Origin of the sequence: Curtobacterium sp. MCPF17_031 (assembly GCF_003234035.1) — a bacterium.
Taxonomy (GTDB): domain Bacteria; phylum Actinomycetota; class Actinomycetes; order Actinomycetales; family Microbacteriaceae; genus Curtobacterium.
The window spans coordinates 151,695-170,144 of sequence record NZ_QKSG01000007.1 but is presented as its reverse complement, the minus strand read 5'-3'; the positions used below and the strand labels follow the sequence as shown (position 1 = coordinate 170,144).

General features: G+C 71.7%; 19 protein-coding genes. 13 read left to right on the top strand and 6 right to left on the bottom strand.

The window, feature by feature from the left end; genetic code table 11:
- The first annotated feature begins 67 nt into the window (after positions 1 to 67).
- From DEJ31_RS11650 to DEJ31_RS11620, 7 genes are all read left to right on the top strand, one after another.
- Positions 68 to 1,516, top strand: a complete 1,449-nt coding sequence (locus tag DEJ31_RS11650; RefSeq protein WP_111044579.1) for a lipase maturation factor family protein — start codon at positions 68 to 70, stop codon at positions 1,514 to 1,516.
- 340 nt (positions 1,517 to 1,856) lie between these two features.
- Positions 1,857 to 2,093: a 50S ribosomal protein L28 gene (gene rpmB, locus DEJ31_RS11645; protein ID WP_110905118.1), complete on the top strand. Its 237-nt coding sequence runs from the start codon at positions 1,857 to 1,859 to the stop codon at positions 2,091 to 2,093.
- Positions 2,093 to 2,263: a 50S ribosomal protein L33 gene (gene rpmG / locus DEJ31_RS11640; RefSeq protein WP_110905119.1), complete on the top strand. Its 171-nt coding sequence runs from the start codon at positions 2,093 to 2,095 to the stop codon at positions 2,261 to 2,263. Before rpmB ends, rpmG begins: the two co-directional genes overlap by 1 nt.
- A 3-nt stretch (positions 2,264 to 2,266) precedes the next feature.
- Positions 2,267 to 2,572: a 30S ribosomal protein S14 gene (gene rpsN, locus DEJ31_RS11635; RefSeq protein ID WP_110823155.1), complete on the top strand. Its 306-nt coding sequence runs from the start codon at positions 2,267 to 2,269 to the stop codon at positions 2,570 to 2,572.
- A gap of 305 nt (positions 2,573 to 2,877) precedes the next feature.
- Positions 2,878 to 3,165, top strand: a complete 288-nt coding sequence (locus DEJ31_RS11630; RefSeq protein WP_110823157.1) for an HU family DNA-binding protein — start codon at positions 2,878 to 2,880, stop codon at positions 3,163 to 3,165.
- A 130-nt stretch (positions 3,166 to 3,295) separates the two neighbouring features.
- Positions 3,296 to 5,320, top strand: coding sequence for a cytochrome c oxidase assembly protein (locus DEJ31_RS11625; RefSeq protein ID WP_111121932.1), 2,025 nt, complete (start codon positions 3,296 to 3,298; stop codon positions 5,318 to 5,320).
- Positions 5,317 to 6,642, top strand: a complete 1,326-nt coding sequence (locus DEJ31_RS11620) for an ATP-dependent RecD-like DNA helicase (RefSeq protein WP_111044581.1) — start codon at positions 5,317 to 5,319, stop codon at positions 6,640 to 6,642. Before DEJ31_RS11625 ends, DEJ31_RS11620 begins: the two co-directional genes overlap by 4 nt.
- 417 nt (positions 6,643 to 7,059) lie before the next feature.
- On the opposite strand, the gene DEJ31_RS11615 is transcribed toward DEJ31_RS11620, so the two are convergent.
- Positions 7,060 to 7,578, bottom strand: coding sequence for a DUF4383 domain-containing protein (locus DEJ31_RS11615; protein ID WP_181421702.1), 519 nt, complete (start codon positions 7,576 to 7,578; stop codon positions 7,060 to 7,062).
- 220 nt (positions 7,579 to 7,798) lie between these two features.
- Between DEJ31_RS11615 and DEJ31_RS11610 the strand changes: the two genes are divergently transcribed.
- Positions 7,799 to 8,704: a phosphatase PAP2 family protein gene (locus tag DEJ31_RS11610; protein WP_181427400.1), complete on the top strand. Its 906-nt coding sequence runs from the start codon at positions 7,799 to 7,801 to the stop codon at positions 8,702 to 8,704.
- A gap of 112 nt (positions 8,705 to 8,816) precedes the next feature.
- Positions 8,817 to 9,956 carry a CE1758 family FMN-dependent luciferase-like monooxygenase gene (locus DEJ31_RS11605; protein ID WP_111121930.1) on the top strand — a complete coding sequence of 380 codons (1,140 nt, stop codon included), beginning with the start codon at positions 8,817 to 8,819 and terminating at the stop codon, positions 9,954 to 9,956.
- A gap of 173 nt (positions 9,957 to 10,129) precedes the next feature.
- On the opposite strand, the gene DEJ31_RS11600 is transcribed toward DEJ31_RS11605, so the two are convergent.
- Positions 10,130 to 10,495, bottom strand: a complete 366-nt coding sequence (locus tag DEJ31_RS11600) for a multidrug efflux SMR transporter (protein WP_111044582.1) — start codon at positions 10,493 to 10,495, stop codon at positions 10,130 to 10,132.
- Positions 10,495 to 10,809: a multidrug efflux SMR transporter gene (locus DEJ31_RS11595; protein WP_110905126.1), complete on the bottom strand. Its 315-nt coding sequence runs from the start codon at positions 10,807 to 10,809 to the stop codon at positions 10,495 to 10,497. The genes DEJ31_RS11600 and DEJ31_RS11595 overlap by 1 nt, the downstream gene beginning before the upstream one ends.
- A 90-nt stretch (positions 10,810 to 10,899) precedes the next feature.
- Here DEJ31_RS11595 and DEJ31_RS11590 point away from each other — a divergent pair, with 90 nt between their 5' ends.
- From DEJ31_RS11590 to DEJ31_RS11575, 4 genes are all read left to right on the top strand, one after another.
- On the top strand, positions 10,900 to 11,478 hold the full coding sequence (locus tag DEJ31_RS11590) for a TetR/AcrR family transcriptional regulator (RefSeq protein ID WP_111121929.1): 579 nt from the start codon (positions 10,900 to 10,902) through the stop codon (positions 11,476 to 11,478).
- Between the two features lie 235 nt (positions 11,479 to 11,713).
- Complete coding sequence (locus tag DEJ31_RS11585) at positions 11,714 to 12,733, top strand: permease (protein ID WP_181433519.1); 1,020 nt, start codon at positions 11,714 to 11,716, stop codon at positions 12,731 to 12,733.
- On the top strand, positions 12,720 to 13,553 hold the full coding sequence (locus DEJ31_RS11580) for a TIGR03943 family putative permease subunit (protein ID WP_110905129.1): 834 nt from the start codon (positions 12,720 to 12,722) through the stop codon (positions 13,551 to 13,553). The genes DEJ31_RS11585 and DEJ31_RS11580 overlap by 14 nt, the downstream gene beginning before the upstream one ends.
- Positions 13,543 to 14,967 carry a hypothetical protein gene (locus DEJ31_RS11575; RefSeq protein WP_111121928.1) on the top strand — a complete coding sequence of 475 codons (1,425 nt, stop codon included), beginning with the start codon at positions 13,543 to 13,545 and terminating at the stop codon, positions 14,965 to 14,967. The genes DEJ31_RS11580 and DEJ31_RS11575 overlap by 11 nt, the downstream gene beginning before the upstream one ends.
- 42 nt (positions 14,968 to 15,009) lie before the next feature.
- Here DEJ31_RS11575 and DEJ31_RS11570 read toward each other — a convergent pair whose 3' ends face one another.
- The 3 genes from DEJ31_RS11570 to DEJ31_RS11560 all read right to left on the bottom strand — a co-directional run bounded on the left by DEJ31_RS11570 (position 15,010) and on the right by DEJ31_RS11560 (position 18,415).
- Complete coding sequence (locus DEJ31_RS11570) at positions 15,010 to 15,972, bottom strand: AraC family transcriptional regulator (RefSeq protein ID WP_110905131.1); 963 nt, start codon at positions 15,970 to 15,972, stop codon at positions 15,010 to 15,012.
- A 245-nt stretch (positions 15,973 to 16,217) separates the two neighbouring features.
- Positions 16,218 to 17,264: an NAD(P)-dependent alcohol dehydrogenase gene (locus DEJ31_RS11565; protein WP_111121927.1), complete on the bottom strand. Its 1,047-nt coding sequence runs from the start codon at positions 17,262 to 17,264 to the stop codon at positions 16,218 to 16,220.
- Positions 17,265 to 17,416: 152 nt separating this feature from the next.
- A complete protein-coding gene (locus DEJ31_RS11560; RefSeq protein ID WP_220033203.1) occupies positions 17,417 to 18,415 on the bottom strand; it encodes a LacI family DNA-binding transcriptional regulator in 999 nt (332 codons plus the stop codon).
- Between the last annotated feature and the right edge of the window lie 35 nt (positions 18,416 to 18,450).

The window sequence follows — 18,450 nt, the reverse complement described above, 5'->3', positions numbered from 1 at the left end:
CCGCGCTCGGGCCGGACCACGCGGGTCCGGACAGCCGTCGAGGGAGCCCGCGGGTAGCGTCCGGCGCGTGGATCTCGAGGCGTGGACGAGTTGGGCGGGCGCCGGCGACTACGACGTCGCCCGGTTCGTCCTGCAGCGCGGGGTCGCGGCGATCGCGTGCCTGGCGTTCCTGTCGGCGATCGCGCAGTTCCCGGCGCTGCTGGGGGAGCGGGGCCTCCTGCCCGTCCCGCGGTTCATGGAGCGCCGGTACGCGCAGACCCTGCCCGTCGTGTGGCGGTGGTGGCGGTACACCGATCGACGACTGCGGGTCCTGGCCGGAGGCGGGGCGCTGCTGTCGCTGACGATCGTCGTCGGCCTGCCGCAGCGGGGGCCGGCGTGGGTCCCGGTGCTCTGCTTCCTGGTGCTCTGGCTGGCGTACATGTCGATCTCCGACGTCGGCCAGACCTTCTACTCGTTCGGGTGGGAGTCACTGCTGCTCGAGTCCCTGTTCGTCGTGGCGTTCCTCGGCTCCGACCAGGTCGCGCCACCGATCGTGGTGCTCATCGCGATCCGGTGGCTCGTGTTCCGGCTGGAGTTCGGTGCCGGCATGATCAAGATGCGTGGGGACCGGTCGTGGCGTGACCTGACCGCGCTCTACTACCACCACGAGACGCAGCCGATGCCGAACCCGATGTCGCGCACGGCTCACCTGCTGCCCCGGCCCGTGCACCGGCTCGAGACGCTCGGCAGCCACGTGGTCCAGCTCGGGGTGCCGTTCCTGCTGTTCGCGCCGCAGCCCGTCGCCTCGGTCGCCGCGGCGCTCGTGCTGCTCACCCAGGCCTGGCTGGTGGTGTCGGGCAACTTCGCCTGGCTCAACTGGATCACCCTGGTGCTGGCCTTCGCGGCGGTCGACGACCGGTCGATCACGACGGTGCTGCCGTTCCTCAGCGGGATCGCGGACACCGGCCCGACCGCGACGCCGGCCTGGTTCGTCGGACTGACGGTCGCGGTCGGCCTGCTGCTGCTCGTGCTGTCCTGGCCGTCGGCGAAGAACCTGGTGTCGCGCCGGCAGCTCATGAACGCGTCGTTCAACCGCTGGCACCTCGCCAACGCCTACGGGGCCTTCGGCAGCGTCACGCAGGAACGCGACGAAGTGATCGTCGAGGGCACCATGGCGGAGGTCCCCGACGAAGCGGACTGGCTGCCCTACGAGTTCAAGGGCAAGCCGGGGGACCCGCGTCGTCGCCCGGGGCAGTTCGCGCCGTACCACCTGCGCCTCGACTGGCTGATGTGGTTCCTGGCACTCGGTGCGGACGACGGCTGGTTCCGGGTGTTCGTGCTGCGGCTGCTCGAGGCGGACCGGCCGACGCTCCGGTTGCTCCGGCACGACCCGTTCGACGGGCAGCGGCCGCGGTGGGTCCGGGCGCGGGTGTTCCGGTACCGGTTCGCCACCCGGGCGGAGCGGCGGGAGACCGGGCTGTACTGGATCCGGCAGGAACAGGGGTACCTCCTGCCGCCGTCCGGCCTCCGGCGGTGAGGGCGGACCGGAGGCCCGGCTTGCGACGCGCTCGGCTTGCGGCGCGCTCGGCTTGCGACGCGCCTGGCTTGCGACGCGCCTGGCCGTCGCGTAACGTAGGTGGCTGGTTCTCTGCGTTCATCGTGGAGTGCCCGTTGTTCTGCCCTCCGACCGTCGCGAACGCCGCGGTCGCGCGGTACCGGATCGAGCCTCCAGGCCCGACTGCCGGTCTGGGCGGTGCGCACAACCCCCTCGCTCGTCGCCGTCGTGGACTTCCACACAGGCGGCGCAGCGCGTGCGCGCCAGGCAAGTGACCTTGGGTGCAGCCGATCGGCTGCACGGTATTCATCAGGAGGAAACCATGGCTGCAGTGTGCCAGGTGACCGGCGCCGTTCCCGGCTTCGGACACAACATCTCGCACTCGCACCGTCGGACGAAGCGTCGCTTCGACCCGAACGTGCAGAAGAAGACCTACTACGTGCCGTCGCTGCGTCGTAACGTGACGCTCAACGTCAGCGCCAAGGGCATCAAGGTGATCGATGCTCGTGGCATCGAGTCCGTCGTGGCGGGCATCCTCGCCCGTGGGGAGAAGATCTGATGGCGAAGCGCGGTCAGGACATCCGTCCGATCATCAAGCTCCGTTCCACTGCGGGTACCGGGTTCACGTACGTGACCAAGAAGAACCGCCGGAACAACCCCGACCGTCTCGTGCTGAAGAAGTACGACCCGGTGGTCCGCAAGCACGTCGACTTCCGTGAGGAGCGCTAGGCCATGGCGAAGAAGAGCAAGATCGCGAAGAACAACCAGCGCGCCGTCATCATCGAGCGCTACGCCGAGCGTCGCCTCGAGCTGAAGAAGGCCCTCGTGGACCCGAACGGCACCGACGAGTCCCGCGAGGCCGCCCGCGTCGGCCTGCAGAAGCTGCCCCGCGACGCGTCGCCGGTCCGCTACCGCAACCGCGACGCCATCGACGGCCGTCCCCGCGGCCACCTCGGTGAGTTCGGCATCAGCCGTGTCCGCTTCCGCGACATGGCCCACCGTGGCGAGCTCCCCGGCATCACGAAGAGCTCCTGGTAAGCACCAGTTCTCCCGACGCCCCCGCGACCTCTCGAGGTCGCGGGGGCGTCGTCGTCGTCCGCGGGACGTCATCCACCGACCCGGCAGGACCACGGTCGTCACATCCGCCACTCCAGGCACTCCTGTCGCCGAGGAGGCCCGGAAAACCGGGCGGGTCGACCGGAAACCCCCGAACCGGCTGGTAGGTTCATCAGCGGTTCCCCGGGCCCTCGGCCCGACCGGGCCCACCGCTCGGGGCAACCGTCCCGCAGCATCCGGACGTTCCGCGTCCGACCCATACGCAAGAAGTCCGAGGAGGACATCCAATGGCTGACAAGTCACTGAACCGCACCGAGCTCGTCGCTGCCGTCGCCGCCGAGTCCGGCCAGAGCCAGGCCACCGTCAACGGCGTCGTCGACGCGCTCTTCGCCGTCGTCGGCAAGTCCGTCGCGGACGACACCAAGGTCACGATCCCGGGCTGGATCGCCTTCGAGAAGACCCACCGTGCCGCCCGCACCGGCCGCAACCCGCAGACGGGTGAGGCCATCGAGATCGCCGCGAGCGACTCGGTCAAGGTCAGCGCTGGCAGCAAGCTCAAGGCGTCGGTCAAGTAAGACCACTCAGCTCCACGGAAGGGACGGCGTTCGCGCCGTCCCTTCCGTCGTTCCCGGGAGGCCCGTCCAGCGTCCACAGGTCGGCCCGCGTCGTTGCGGTGGCGCGCTGGGCAGCGCCTAGGCTTGACGGGTGAACCGCATCGCGCGCATCGCCGGCCCCGGCGTCTTGCTGCTCGCGGCGTTCGTGTCCCTGCTCGTGGCGCTCGTCGTCGGCGGTGGTGCCGACGCCGCGCTCATCGCCGACCCCGGTGCGGTCGTCCGCTTCGGGCTCCCGATCGCGCGGATGCTCGTCGACCTGTCCGCCGCAGCCGCCATCGGCGGGCTCGCTCTCGCGACGATCGGACTCTCCCGCACGGCACCGGAGTGGGACCGCGCGATCGACGTCGCGGCCGCGGCAGCCGGTGTCTGGACGGTGACCTCGGCGGTCACGACCTTCTTCACCTACCTCAGCGTCGCCGGCGGCACGGTCAGTCTCGATGCGGAGTTCGGCCAGTCGATGGGCGTGTTCCTCACCGGGACCGACCTCGGTCTCGCCTGGCTCACCACCGTGCTCGTCGCGGCAGCGGTCACCGTGCTCTGCTTCGCCGTGCGCTCCCGGGGCATGGTCGCGCTGACGGCCGGCGTCGCCCTGATCGGCCTCGTCCCGCTGACGCAGCAGGGCCACGCGGCCGGTACCGCCAGTCACGACGCCGCGGTCACCGCACTCGGACTGCACCTGGTCGGTGCCGCGCTCTGGGTCGGCGGGCTCGTCATGCTCGTCCTCATCCGTGACGTCGTCCCCGGTGACCGTCTCGCAGCCGTCGTCGGCCGGTACTCCAGCGTCGCGCTGGGTTGCTTCGTCCTCGTGAGCGTCTCCGGCGTGGTGTCCGCCCAGATCCGGATCGGGGCCTGGGCTGAGCTCGGCAGCCCGTACGGCGTGCTCGTGCTCGTCAAGGTGGCCGCGATCGTCGCGATGGGCGTCATCGGAGCGATGCACCGCCGCCGGGTGATCGCCGCCCTGACCGCCGCACCCGCGCGCGTCCGGCCCTTCTGGACGCTCGTCGTGGTCGAGCTCGCCGTGATGGGCGTCGCGTCGGGCTTCGCCGCTGCGCTCGGCCGCACCGCCACCCCCGCAGGGCAGCTGGCGCTGAGCAAGACCAGCGACCCGAGTCCGGCCGAGGTCCTGACCGACGACCCGCTCCCCGCGGCGCCGGGGCCCTGGGGTTGGCTGACGAACTGGAACGTCGACCTGTTCTGGCTGATGGCCGCCGTGCTGCTCGTCGCCGCCTACGTCGCCGGGGTCGTCCGGCTGCGTCGACAGGGGCGTTCCTGGCCCCTCCGCCGCTCGGTGTCCGCCGGCATCGCGGTGGCGGCGCTCGTCGTCGCGACCTCGGGCTCGCTGCACACCTACGACCGCTTCCTGGTGTCGGCGAACGTCGGAGCGCACGTGCTGCTCGGGCTGGTCGTCCCCGCCCTCGTCTGGGCCGCAGCGCCCGTGCAGCTCATCCGGGCTGCCGTCCACCCGCGAACGGACGACAGCGCCGGTGTGTCCGAGTGGACCACGGTCTTCGTCGACAACGCCGTCGTGCGGTACCTGGTCCAGCCGTTCCCGGCGTTCCTGCTGCTCGCCGGCATCTGGTGGGGGCTGTACGCGACCGACGTGCTGCGCTGGTCCGTCAGCGACGCCATGGGCCGGACCGTGGTGGACCTGGTCTTCCTGCTCGTGGGGCTCCTGGCGCTGCCGACCCTCCTCACGCCGATCGCCCTCGGCGCCCGGCGGCCGTCGGCAGCGGCGTTCCTCGTGCGAGCCGTCGGAGCGGTCGTCGTCGCAGCGGCCACCGTCTCGCTCGGCATCGCGATGCAGGGGCCGCTCGGGCTGCTGCAGGCGTCCTGGTTCGGGGCGATGGGGCGCACTTGGGGTCCGGAGCCGCTCGTCGACCAGGGCCGGGCCGGCACGGTGCTGATCATCGCGGGTGTGCTCGTCGTCGTCGCGGTGGTCGTCGTCGGCGCGGTGCGCCTGCGTCTGGGTGCCGGGGCCGGCGCCGGCGGGGTCGAGGACCAGCCCATCGCACCGGCGGCCGCGTCCCCGGCGGACGTGCCCACGGGCCTCCCGGACACCGACACCGCGAGACCGGTCGGCGACAGCGGCGTCGCGAGCGGATCGAGGGCGCGATGAGCGTCGAGCTCTCCACCGAACAGCGGGCGGTCTTCGAGTACATCGAGTCGACGCGCGATCATGTCTTCATCACCGGACGAGCCGGCACCGGCAAGTCCACGCTGCTCAACCACCTGTCCTGGAACACCGAGAAGCAGGTCGTCATCTGCGCCCCGACGGGTGTCGCGGCGCTGAACGTCGGCGGTCAGACGATCCACTCGCTGTTCCGCCTGCCGATCGGCCTCATCGCGGACGCCGAACTGCGGCAGGGCCCGGACACCCGGAAGCTCCTCAACACCATCGACACCCTGGTCATCGACGAGGTCTCCATGGTCAACGCCGATCTGCTCGACGCCATGGACCGCTCGTTGCGGAAGGCCCGCGGTCGGCAGTTCGAGCCGTTCGGCGGTGTCCAGGTGGTCATGTTCGGCGACCCGTACCAGCTGCCCCCGGTGCCGGGTGACGGTGATGAGCGCGCCTACTTCACCGACCACTACCGGTCCATGTGGTTCTTCGACGCCAAGGTGTGGCTCGAGGCCCAGCTGCACATCATCGAACTCGCGACCGTGCACCGGCAGCGGGACGACGCCTTCGCGGCGATGCTCACCGCCGTCCGCCACGGCCGGGTCACCGCCGACGTCGCGCAGCGGCTCAACGAAGCGGGCGCCCGTCCTGCCCCCGACGACGCGATCACCCTCGCCACCCGGAACGACACCGTCGCCCGGATCAACAAGGCCGCGCTCGAACGGCTGCCCGGCAAGCTGAAGACCGCCAAGGCCGACGTCAACGGCGACTTCGGCGGTCGGAACTTCCCGGCGGACGAAGCCCTCGAGCTGAAGCCCGGCGCCCACGTGATGTTCCTCCGCAACGACCCGGACCAGCGCTGGGTGAACGGCACCCTCGGCATCGTGCGGAGCATCCGCGACACGGTGTGGGTCAGCGTCGACGGTGAGGACTTCGAGGTCCAGCCGTCGGTGTGGGAGAAGTTCAAGTACTCGTACGACCCGGACAAGAAGGAACTCAAGAAGGACACGGTGGGGGAGTTCCAGCAGTTCCCCCTGCGCCTGGCCTGGGCCGTGACGATCCACAAGTCGCAGGGCAGCACCTACGACCGTGCGGTGGTGGACCTCGGCAACCGGGTGTTCAGCGCCGGGCAGACGTACGTGGCGTTGTCGCGTCTGACGTCCCTGGACGGGCTGTACCTGACGCGGCCGCTCCGACCGGCGGACATCATCGTGGACCTCGATGTGCGGCGGTTCATGTCCGAGTCGCCGCGCGTCGTCGCGACCCAGCTCGAGCCGCCGAAGCCCGCCGCCGAGCCCTCGGACGCACCCGAGGCCTGACGCCGACGCGAGGCCGGCCCGCTCCGTCCGTGGTGCGCCCCCGCGTTTCCTGCGGCCTCGACGGGCCGGTGCCGAGGTCGCATGACGTGCCGCTCGCGTCCGTCGAGGTCGCACGATGTGCCTGCTGGGCGGCCGGCCGGCGGCCGTTCGTGCGACGTCGACGGCTGCCCGGCGGCGGTTCGTGCGACGTCGGTAGGTGGGCGGGTGAGCTGCCGCTCGCGTCGCCTGGTCGCTCGACGTGCCGCTCGCGTCCGTCGAGGTCGCACGATGTGCCTGCTGGGCGGGCGGCCGGCGGCAGGTCGTGCGACGTCGGGGAGTGGCCGGCGGCGCGTCGCGCGACCTGGCCGCGCCGCACGCACCCCACGAACGACGACGCCCGCCTGCCGGAGCGGCAGGCGGGCGTCGAAGGGGAGCAGGTCAAGCGCGGGCGCCCGAGGCCCGCAGCGCGCGGATGTTCTCCTTGTCGGCACCCAGCGCGGTGAGCAGCAGGACGACGCCGACGATGGCGTGGAAGACGTTGTCGGTCGTGTTCAGCGCGAGGACGTTCGCCGAGGTGTCGGAGAACACGAACCCGTAGACGGCGAGCACGAGCAGCACGACACCGATGACCCGGTTCACCGTGCGGGACCCGATCGTGTTGCCGAGGCCCACGATGAAGAACGCGGCGGCCAGGATCGTCCACAGCCCGCAGAGCGCCGGGTTGAGCCCGAACGAGTTCCAGAGGAACCCACCGGAGCGGCTGAAGAACGCTCCGCCACCGTCCTGGGCGAAGAAGAAGCCCAGGATGCCCCAGATCGCGAAGAGCGTGCCGGCGGTCATCGCCAACGCGCGGTTCGGCGAGGCGATGATGCTCGGTTCCTTGACGGCCACTTCGGTCTCCTCTTCCTGCGCGACGATCGCGCTGTACGACTGCCCGCCGTCGCGCTGGTCACGCACACTGTCAGCGGCACGCGCTCCGGTGCCGGACCGACCTGTGTCACGCTGTCCGGAGACCTGCTGCAGGACGGCCGTGGCCTTGCTGCGAAGGCCGGCGTTCCCAGCTTCGGACGGGTGCCTCAACGGTATCGTGTCGGACCCCGAGCGACCGAATCGCTTCCCGCTCAGCAGACGGACGACGAGGCCGACCACCATGACTCCCAGGAGGACGATGCCCGTGATGCGGACGCCTGAGCGCACCGCCCCCGAGTCCGTCGACGAGGGGCGTGGACCGAGCGTCTCCCGGAGGTTCCGGTGGGCTCTGCTCGCGGCTCTGGGGTTCGTGATCGTGCCTTCCGTCTACGCGGTCGCCGTGTTGACGCCGCTGGGGCAGCGGGTGGAGGACGCCGCGCTCGGCGGTGTCCGCGAGTCCGACCTGTTCGGGTCGGACACCGCACTCAACGTCATCTCGGTGCCGGTGATCCTGCTGTTGGTCGTCGTGATCGCCGCCGTCGCGTTCGCACGCAGGCGGCTCGCCGTGGGGCTCGGAGCGGGCTTCGTGGTGCTCGCGTCCGCGGCCACCTCGACGTTGCTCAAGCGTATCGCCGAGCGCCCGGAGATTGCTCAGTCGACGACGCCGAACTCGTTCCCGTCGGGTCACGCGACGATCGCCCTCGCGGCGCTGTTCGCCGTGCTGATGGTCACGCCGCGGCGGTTCCGGCCGCTGGTGCTGCTCGTCGGCGCCGTCTACGCGGTGTTCGTCGCGAACCAGACCGTCGTCTACGGGTGGCACCGGGTGAGCGACATCATCGGCGCCTGTGCAGTCGCGCTGTTCTGGCTCGGGCTCGTCCGGGCCGTCGGGCCGCAGGTGGACCGCGGCGCGCGGGGCGACCGCGACGGACGCCGGGGACCGCGACGCGCGGTGACGGTCGTGCTGCTCGTCGCCGTGGCCGCCGCGTTGGCGGTCGGTGTCGTCGCGCTGCTGGTCGGGACCCTGGGTGACGGAGAGCACGGCGCGATGCTGCTGGCGGGTCGGCTGGCCTCGTCCGCCAGCGTCCTGGCGGTGATCACGGCGGTGTGGTTGGCCGACGGCATGCACCACGTGCCGCCGACGACCAGCGCGGACGCGCCTCCCGTCCGCATCTGACCGAGGGCGGTGGCAGTGGCGGGAATGCTCCCGCCTGCGCTACGTTGTACTCGTCAGTTCGATGCAAACGCATAGAACAGCGACGAGTCAGCGACAGACGAGGCGGCACATCATGCAGTTCGGGATCTTCACGGTCAGCGACGTCACCACCGACCCCACCACCGGGACCACGCCCGACGACACCCAGCGCGTCCGGGACATCCTGACGATCGCGCAGCACGCGGACCAGGCCGGCCTCGACGTCTTCGCGACCGGCGAGCACCACAACCCGCCGTTCGTCGCCTCGAGCCCCACGACCATGCTCGGCTACCTGGCCGGCGTCACGAAGGACATCACCCTCTCGACGTCGACGACCCTCGTCACCACGAACGACCCGGTGCGCATCGCCGAGGAGTACGCGATGCTCCAGGTCATCTCGGGCGGACGCATGGACCTGATGATGGGCCGCGGCAACACCGGCCCGGTCTACCCGTGGTTCGGCAAGGACATCCGGCAGGGCCTGAACCTGGCGGTCGAGAACTACGCACTGATCCGCCAGCTCTGGGAGAACGAGGTCGTCAACTGGCAGGGGCAGTTCCGCACGCCGCTGCAGGGCTTCACCTCGACCCCGCGCCCGCTCGACGGCGTCGCCCCCTTCGTCTGGCACGGGTCGATCCGCACGCCCGAGATCGCGGAACAGGCCGCCTACTACGGCGACGGGTTCTTCCACAACAACATCTTCTGGCCGATCCAGCACACCGAGCAGATGGTCGGGCTGTACCGACAGCGCTACGAACACCACGGACACGGGCGTGCTGACCAGGCGATCGTCGGCCTCGGTGGACAGTTCTTCGCGCGGAAGAACTCGCAGGACGCAGTCGACGAGTTCCGTCCGTACTTCGACAACGCCCCGGTCTACGGACATGGCCCGTCGATGGAGGAATTCACCACCCAGACCCCGCTCACCGTCGGGTCGCCGCAGCAGGTCATCGACCGGTACGCCACGATGAAGGACCACGTCGGGCACTACCAGCGCCAGCTGTTCCTCATCGACCACGCCGGCCTGCCGCTCAAGACGGTGCTCGAGCAGATCGACATCCTGGCCGAGGACATCGTCCCGGAGCTCCGCCGCATCAACGAGTCCGATCGGCCCGAGCACGTGCCGTCGAACCCGCCGACGCACCTGGAGCGCGTCGCCGCTGCACGGGCGTCCGGCACGGCCGGTGCCGACCACGTGGCTGCTGTCGACGAGTGGACCGGCGCGTCCGTCTGACCGGTCCGGTGACCACCTGGCGGACGGGAGGCTCGCTACCGGTCACGACCGTCCCGGTGCCCTCGTTGCCTCCGCGAAAGCGACAGATCGCCGCGAAGCATTCGCGGCGATCTGTCGCTTTCGCGTCCCGCAGCCGTGCGGGTCAGCGCCGGACGTCCCGGAAGCCGCGCGGGTCAGCGCCGGACGTCCCGAGGGCCGGCGGGACGTGCGGGGCGTGCGGGGCGCGCGGGCACGAGCTTGAGGCCGACGACGCAGCCGACGATGCCGGCGATGAACAGCAGGCGGAGCAACGTGACCGGCTCCGCACCGGTCGCCATGCCCCAGAGCACCGTGAGCGCCGCTCCGGTGCCGGTCCAGACGGCGTACGCGGTGCTGATCGGGATGCGCTTGACCACGTACCCGAACGCACCCAGGCTCAGCACGATGGTGACGGCGAAGACGAGCGTCGGCCCCGGGCGGGTGAAGCCGTCGCTGGCCCCGAGTGCGGTGGCCCAGACGGTCTCGAACGCGGCGCTGACGAACAGCACGACCCAGGGCATCAGCTGACCACCTTGAGTCCGACGACGCACGCGACCAGACCGAGGACCAGGCCGATGCGGGCGAGCGACGCGGCCTCCTGCTTGCGCAGGACCGCGACGACGACCGTCAGCGAAGCGCCGATCCCCACCCACACCGCGTAGGCGGTGCCGACCGGGATCTCCTTCATGGCGAACGCGAGCCCGACCATGCTCAGGCCCATGCCGGCGACGAAGACGATCGTCGGCACCACCCGTTTGAACCCGTTCGACGCCCCGAGCGCGGTGGCCCAGACGGCCTCGAGCACGCCCGACAGCACCAGGACGACCCATGCCATGGAGTTCCTCCGATCCGAAGTCGTACGACTGTGCGACTTGCTGACGCCCAGTTCTAGCACGAAGTCGTACGAGCGTGCGAGCATGAGTGCATGTCGCGCAGCATCGACCTCGAGGAACGCCGTCGCGCCGTGTCCGCGGCCGCTTGTCGGGTCCTCGCCCGGGACGGCCTCGGCGCCCTGTCCGTCCGGAACGTCGCCGCCGAGGCCGGACTGCCCCCGAGCACCGTCCGCTACGCGTTCCCGACCCAGGCGAGCGTCCGGGAGCACGCGATCGCCTCGGTGTTCGACCGGACCAGGGAGCGCATCGAGGCGATCCCCACGGACCTGCCGCCCCGCGAGTGGGTGCGGGCCGTCCTCGTCGAGCTGTTGCCCCTCGACGTCGAGCGCGTGATCGAGCTCGACGTGTACCTGGCCCTCGGGAACGCGGCGCTGACGGACCCCGAGCTCCGGCCGACGCTCGACCGCGTCGTCGTCGAGATGCGCGAGTGGTGCGAACGCGTCCTCGGCGTACTCGGGGTGCCCGAAGCCGACCGCGAGTACGAGGCCTGCCGACTGCACGCGCTGCTCGACGGCCTCGCGATGCACGTCGCCCGGCTCGCGCCGGACGAATCCGGTGACTGGGCCATCGACGTCCTCGACCGACACGTCGACGGAGTCGCCCGGGTCTGACCGGGGAAAGCCGGACCGGGGGAGGCCTGACCGGCGGAGTCCCTGACCGGGAGGGCTGATCAGCGGAGGACCGGCCCCGGCCTGCCGGACCGGCCCCGGCCTGCAGGACCGGCCCCGGCCTGCCGGACCGGCCCCGGCCTGCAGGACCGGCCCCGGCCTGCCGGACCGGCGCCGACCCGCCGGGGGCAGGACGAGCCTCCAGGTCGGTGGCGCGGACGCCCCTTATCCTGTCCGGGTGACGAGCACCCCCGCCCGCCCCGTCACGACGCGCCCGCGCAGCCTGACCGGCCCCGGTCTGGTCCTCGCCGCCGTCGTGGCGCTCCTCGCCGTCCGCGTGCTCTCGCCGGCCGTCGGGACGGCCGGCCTGCCCGACGTGGTGCAGGACTTCCTGACGCTCGCGATCAGCGTCGTGGTCGAGTCGCTGCCGTTCGTGGTCCTGGGCATCGTGCTGTCGATCGTCGTCGAGGTCTGGGTCCCGCACGGGGTCCTCGAACGGATCCTGCCGACGCGGCCGATGCCCCGGCGTGCGGTCATCTCGCTGATCGGCATGCTGTTCCCGGTCTGCGAGTGCGGCAACGTCCCGCTGGCCCGCGGGCTCATGCTCCGCGGGTTCACCCCGGCCGAGGCGGTCACGTTCCTCGTCGCCGCACCGATCCTCAACCCGCTCGTCATCATCAGCACCGCCCAGGCGTTCGGCTGGTCGGGGTGGATCCTGCCCGCGCGGATCGTCGGCGGGTTCGTCGTCGCGAACCTGGTCGGGTGGATCGTCGCCGCGCACCGCCGCCCGGCGGACCTGCTCCTGCCCGCCTTCGAGGCCCGCTGCCGCGCGGCCGTCGGCGCCCCGCCGGTCCGCGACCGGTGGCGTGAGAGCGCGTCGCACTTCGGGGGCGAGACCGCGACGATGATGCCGGCCCTGTTCGTCGGCGCCGGGCTGGCCGCGGCGATCCAGGTCGCGGTGCCGCGGAGCGCCCTGGTCGCGGTCGGGTCGAACCCGGTGCTGTCGGTGCTCGCGATGATGCTCCTGGCGATGACGGTGTCGCTCTGCTCGAACGTCGACGCCTTCTTCGCGCTGTCCTTCGCGTCGACGTTCCTGCCCGGGTCGATCACCGCCTTCCTGATCATCGGGCCGATCATCGACGTGAAGATGATCGCCCTGCTCCGCACGACGTTCCGCGCGCGCTTCCTGGTGCTGCTCGCCGTCGTCTGCGTCCTGTTCGCCGCGACCGTCGGGTTGGTGATGAATGTCCTCGTCTGACCGCAGCCCGGCCGGGCACGAGCACGGTGCCGCCGCCAGTCACGCGGACCGCACCGCGACGCGGCGGGCACTGCTCGGCCTCGGGTCCGTCCTGGCCGTCGCCCTCGGCACGCTCTGGCTGGGGCTCGCCGACCACCTCGACCTCTACATCAACCCCCGGTACGCCGTCTTCACGCTGGTGCTCGCGGCCGTCGCGGTGCCCGCATCGGTCGCCGGCCTCGTCGTGGTCGCCCGCCACGGCGGCCACGCCCACGACGGGGACCCGGAACCCCGGCCGGGAGGCGGTGGTCGCCTCCTGCACGTCGTCCTCGGCTCGGTCGCGGCGCTCGTCACGATCGGCACCGTCGTCGCGATGCTCGTCCTGCCTCCGACGACCCTCTCCGCGCGGACCGCGCAGCAGCGGAGCGTGGGGTCGGCCTCGCTGTCCGACGCGACGGGTGCCGGGGCGCCGGTGTCGCTCCTCGGCAGCGAGTCGGTCGACACCTCGGGCTACGGCGTGAAGGACTGGGCAGCGCTCATCCGGCAGAGCACCGACACGACGGCGCTCGTCGGCCGCGAACTCACCCTCACCGGCTTCGTCGTGCCCGGCTCGGACGGCACGTTCACGCTGACCCGGTTCGTCGTCAGCTGCTGCGCGGTCGACGCCCAGCCCGTCGGTATCGGCGTCACGACCGACGGCGCACCACCGCCGGAGAACCAGTGGGTCCGGGTCGAGGGCGCCCTCGCCGCGAACCCGGACACGTCCTCGGACGCCCGGCTCGTCATCCGCGCCGCGACGGTCACCCGTGTCGGCCAGCCCTCGGACCCGTATGAGTACTGACGCCGAGCCGGGTGCCGTCCGCCCGCGACGTCCGGTCACCCACCGCTTCCGCCGTCGGTTCCTGGCCGTGGTGGTCGTCCTGGCCGTCGTCGCCGCGCTCGCCGCCGTGGTCGGTTCGCAGCAGGGCCCCCGGCTGCGGTCGGTGTCGTACGACGCCGGCGACCTGGTCACCCGGCCCGCCCAGCGCGTGATCCTCACCGCGAACCAGGCCGTGCAGCGGGTCCCGGCGTCGGCGGTCCGCGTCAGTCCCGCGGCACCGTTCTCGGTCACCTCGAGCGGCAACACGGTCGCCGTGGAGTTCGCCGGCCCGCTCGGGTACGACCGCGACTACACGCTGACGGTCCGCGGCGTCCGCGCCCCGGGGCAGGCGGCCGCCTCGGAGCTCCGCACCACGATCCGCACCGGCAGCACCGACGTCCTCGCCGTGCTGCCCGGCGGGAACGGCGACCCGGACCGGATCATCCGCCGCGACCTCGGCGCCGCCGGCACCCGCACCGTGTACCGCGCGTCGGGGATCGCGGAGTACGCGGTCCTCGCCCGGTCCCTGGTCGTGCTCCGGAACGACACGTCGGGCCACTCGGCGATCGACATCGTGCCGCTCGCCGGTGGCGTCCAGGACCCCGCGGTCCCCGTCGAACGGCTGTCGATGCCGAGCCCGGTCGGGACGGCGAAGGCCCTGCACGCAGCCGACGACGGCGCCTCGTTCGGGTTCGTCTACGCGGACACGTCCTCCGGTCGGTCCGAGGACGTCGGCCTGTACGACGTCGACCTGACGGGCACGCACCAACCGGAGCCGGTCGGGCCGGACGGCCGACCGGCGGTCGGGGCGACACCGCTCTCGGTCGCCCAGTGGGCCTACGTGCCGCGCACCGAGAGCGCCCTCGTCCGGACGGGCGCCGACGACCTGGTGCTCGTCGACATGGGCGGCCGCAACGAAGCCGTCCGGCTGGGCTCCGCGACGTACCTGCACGGCTTCGTCGGCTCCGGCACGACCGCGGTCGTCGAGACCGGCACCGGGATCGTGCAGCTCGACCTCACGGACGGCGACCGGACCCCGCTGCCCACCCCGACGGCGAGCACCGATCAGCCCTACCTCGGACGCATCGCGCCGCTCGCCGAGGGGCGGTACCTGCGGCTCGTCGGCTCGACCCGCGACGACGGCACCCTGGCGGCCCGCATCGTGCGGGTGGACGGGGCACGGGCCTCCCGGCTGGCGCTGACCATCCCCGACGACGCGAGCGTCACCGCGGTCTGTCCCTCACCGAACGGCCAGTTCGCCGCGGTGGCGACGCGTTCCGCCGACGGCGCGCTGGTCAGCGTCGTGGACACCACGTCGGGTGCACTCCAGGCTTCGCTGGCCGGGACCGCGATCGACTGGTGCACCGCCCTGCCGACGGGCGACGAGGTCGGCTGAACGCCGGACCCGGGCCGACCCGGGACCCGGACGCGTGGTCTCTCACTTCCGCAGCGTCTGCCGCGGGTACTCGCCGAATCGCCGCAGGTACTCGCCCGAGAACCGTCCCATGTGCGTGAAGCCCCAGCGTGAGGCGATGTCCGCCACCGACGCAGTTCCCGGCTCGGCGGCCACCAGGTCGTCGTGGACCTGGCGCAGCCGGACCTCGCGGAGGTAGTTCATCGGCGTGCGGTCGAGCGTCCGCTGGAACGACTCCTGCAGGGCACGGACACTGAGGTCGGCGGCACGGGCGATGTCCGACACGCTCAGCGGTTCCCCGGCGTGCTCGTGCAGGAACTCCACCGCAGCCCGGAGCCGGGCGTTGCGGCGCTCGCCGTAGCCGTCCGGTTGGGCTTCGCCGTGGAACTGGTACAGGCCGAACAGGGACCGGACGACCTCGCGCTGCGCCTCGTGCCATGCCAGCGACGAGGAGCCCTCGGTGCGGAGTGCCCGGACGGCGCCGGCGACCGAGCGGCGCCAAGCCTCGACGGCGGCACCGGTGGGTGGGGTGGAGCGGTCGAAGTCGAGCGTGCCGTCGACCAGGTACCGCTCGGCGGCCACGTCGAGCACCAGGTCGCGGTCGAGGTGGACCAGTCGCTGGTCCCAGTCCTCGTACTCCATCTCGAACCGGCGTTCGATCGGGAACAACGCGGGGACGCCGGGCTCCATCCTGACCTCGTCGCGGCCGACGTCCACGCGCGCCCGGCCGGCGTCGATCCACTGGACGACGACCTCACCCTCGACGGCGACGTCGCCGCGCAGGTACCCGTGCATCTGGGACCGGCGGATGCTCATCCGGTCGTCACCGACGCCGACGTACTTGTACCAGTAGTCGCGGTCGACGGGAGATGAGTACCAGGACCGGCCGGCGTACATGCCGGCGAGGTCCTGGATGGCGCCACCGGTGTCGTTGCCCGACACGGCGACGATGGCACCGGTGGGCGCCGAGGTCTCCGGATTGGTCATGGCCCCACCATCCTCCGGTCGGCGGTCGGACGCGAGCCGTCCGGCGCGGTGTGGTCGCGGGACGGCGCTCCGCGGACCATGGCACGCGGATGTCGAGGTCGCGGTCAGGTTCGCGGCCGGATCGGCGGACGGCGAGGTGAAGCCGGGTGGACGACGGAACGGGAGGCCCGTCACCAGCTGGTGACGGGCCTCCCGTTCCGGTGCGGACCGGCCGTCGACGTGCGGGACGACGACGGCGCGGGTCGTTACGCGAGCGTCGCGGCGTCGATGACGAAGCGGTAGCGGACGTCCGAGGAGAGGACGCGCTCGTAGGCCTCGTTGACCTGGTCGGCGCTGATGAGCTCGGTCTCCGGCAGGATGCCGTGCTCGGCACAGAAGTCGAGCATCTCCTGGGTCTCGCGGATGCCACCGATGGACGAGCCCGCCCAGCTGCGGCGGCCCGGCAGGAGCGCGAACGCGGGGACCTGGAGCGGCTCGGACGGGGCGCCCACGTTCACCATCGTGCCGTCGACCTTGAGCAGGCTGAGGTGCGCGCCCATGTCGATCGTCGCCGAGACGGTGTTGATGATGAGGTCGAACGACCCCTTGAGCTTCTCGAACGTCTCCGGGTCCTTCGTCGCGTAGTGGGCCTTCGCACCGAACTTCAGCGAGTCCGCCTGCTTCGAGGTGGTCTGCGACAGGACGGTGACCTCGGCGCCGAGCGCCGCGGCGATCTTGACGCCCATGTGACCGAGGCCGCCGAGGCCGACGATCGCGACCTGCATGCCGGGGCCGGCGTTCCAGTGGTGCAGCGGCGAGTACAGCGTGATGCCGGCGCAGAGCAGCGGGGCGACCTTCTCGATGTCGAGCGACTCCGGGATGCGGAGGACGAAGTCCTGGTCGACGACGACGGCCTGGGAGTAGCCGCCCTGGGTGATCGTGCCGTCGGCGCGGTCGACGGATGCGTAGGTCCCGGTGTTGCCCTTCAAGCAGTACTGCTCCTGGCCGACGAGGCACTGCTCGCACTCGCCGCAGGAGTTGACCATGCAGCCGACGCCGACCAGGTCGCCGACGGCGTACTTCGTGACGTCCGAACCGACCTCGGTGACGTGACCGACGATCTCGTGGCCGACGACCTGCGGGTACTGGATGGGGCCCCACTCGCCGCGGACGGTGTGGATGTCGGAGTGGCAGATGCCGGCGTAGGCGATGTCGATCATGACGTCGCCGGGCAGGAGGTCGCGGCGCTCGATGGTGGTCTTGACGAGCGGTTCGGTCGCGGACGGTGCCGCGTACGCGTTGACGGTGCGCAAGGGTCTCCTCGTGGGGTGGGTTGCGGGCCGGGTGCGGCCCACCGTCGATCCTGCTCCGGTTGTGCGACAGGTGACAGGTACGGCTGGGACACCCTTCGGGTTGCCCGGGCAGGCGTGGCGTACTGCCGCGCCGGTGCTCGCACGGGGTGCGGTCAGCGCGGCGTGCTGCTCGACGCCCGGACGACGAGCCGGACCGGGAGGACGTGGTGCCGTGGGGGACCGTCGTCCCCGGCGATGCGGGCGAGGAGCTCTCCGGCCCCGACACGACCCATCGCCTCCGGTTCGTGCGCGATGACACTGATGCCGAGCACGTCGGCGAGCTCGAAGTCGTCGAACCCGACCAGGGCCGGCCGGTCCGGGCGGTCGGCGTACGCCCGCAGGGCTCCGGTCGTGATGCGGTTGTTCGTCGTCACGACGGCGGTCGGGGGTTCAGGGCTCTCGACGAGGCTCACCGCGGACCGGGACGCCTCGTCGAGGTCGTGGGAGTCGCTGCGGACCCAGCGTTCCCAGTCGTCGACCCCGGCGTCGCGCATCGCCTCACCGAACGCCTCGACCCGCGCGCGATGGGTCGAGAGTCGGCTGAGGTCACCGATGAGACCGATCCGCCGGTGGCCGCGTTCGAGCAGGTGTTCGACGGCGGATCGCACGCCGCCGGCGTTGTCGAGGACCACCGAGTCGACGTCGACGTCCGTGGGGGACCGGTCGAGGAACACGACCGGCGTCCCGAGCGCCCGTTCGCGCGCGAGCAGGGAGTGGTCGTCGTCGGCGGAGACCACGAGCAGACCCCCGACCCGCCGTTCGACGAGTTGTGCCACCAGTGTCCGTTCCCGGTCGGCGTCCTCGTCGGTCGACGCGGACAGCAGGCTGAGTCCGGGCGCCCGGAGTGCGTGCTCGGCTCCGCGGGCGATCCTCGAGTAGAACGGGTTCGCCACGTCGCCGGTGACGAGTCCGACCGTCGCCGAGCGTCCACCCGCACGCAGCTCGCGCGCCAGGGTGTTCGGGCGGAAGCCCAGTTCGGCGGCGGCCGCGAGCACCCGCTCGGCGGTGTCCGCGGCGACGTAGCGCTCGCCGTTCACCACCCGCGAGACCGTCTTCATGCTGACGCCGGACCGCTCGGCCACGGCGCGCAGCGTCGGTCGCTCGGTGCTCACCCGGTCATCGTACGGTTGTCCGCTTTCATGAGTGG

Bases quoted from the DNA above. Each gene is read 5' to 3' on its own strand.
- rpmB (WP_110905118.1), top strand. From the start codon at position 1,857: ATGGCTGCAGTGTGCCAGGTGACCGGCGCCGTTCCCGGCTTCGGACAC.
- rpmG (WP_110905119.1), top strand. From the start codon at position 2,093: ATGGCGAAGCGCGGTCAGGACATCCGTCCGATCATCAAGCTCCGTTCC.
- rpsN (WP_110823155.1), top strand. From the start codon at position 2,267: ATGGCGAAGAAGAGCAAGATCGCGAAGAACAACCAGCGCGCCGTCATC.
- DEJ31_RS11630 (WP_110823157.1), top strand. From the start codon at position 2,878: ATGGCTGACAAGTCACTGAACCGCACCGAGCTCGTCGCTGCCGTCGCC.
- DEJ31_RS11620 (WP_111044581.1), top strand. From the start codon at position 5,317: ATGAGCGTCGAGCTCTCCACCGAACAGCGGGCGGTCTTCGAGTACATC.
- DEJ31_RS11610 (WP_181427400.1), top strand. From the start codon at position 7,799: ATGCGGACGCCTGAGCGCACCGCCCCCGAGTCCGTCGACGAGGGGCGT.
- DEJ31_RS11605 (WP_111121930.1), top strand. From the start codon at position 8,817: ATGCAGTTCGGGATCTTCACGGTCAGCGACGTCACCACCGACCCCACC.
- DEJ31_RS11600 (WP_111044582.1), bottom strand. From the start codon at position 10,495: ATGCCCTGGGTCGTGCTGTTCGTCAGCGCCGCGTTCGAGACCGTCTGG.
- DEJ31_RS11595 (WP_110905126.1), bottom strand. From the start codon at position 10,809: ATGGCATGGGTCGTCCTGGTGCTGTCGGGCGTGCTCGAGGCCGTCTGG.
- DEJ31_RS11590 (WP_111121929.1), top strand. From the start codon at position 10,900: ATGTCGCGCAGCATCGACCTCGAGGAACGCCGTCGCGCCGTGTCCGCG.
- DEJ31_RS11580 (WP_110905129.1), top strand. From the start codon at position 12,720: ATGTCCTCGTCTGACCGCAGCCCGGCCGGGCACGAGCACGGTGCCGCC.
- DEJ31_RS11575 (WP_111121928.1), top strand. From the start codon at position 13,543: ATGAGTACTGACGCCGAGCCGGGTGCCGTCCGCCCGCGACGTCCGGTC.
- DEJ31_RS11570 (WP_110905131.1), bottom strand. From the start codon at position 15,972: ATGACCAATCCGGAGACCTCGGCGCCCACCGGTGCCATCGTCGCCGTG.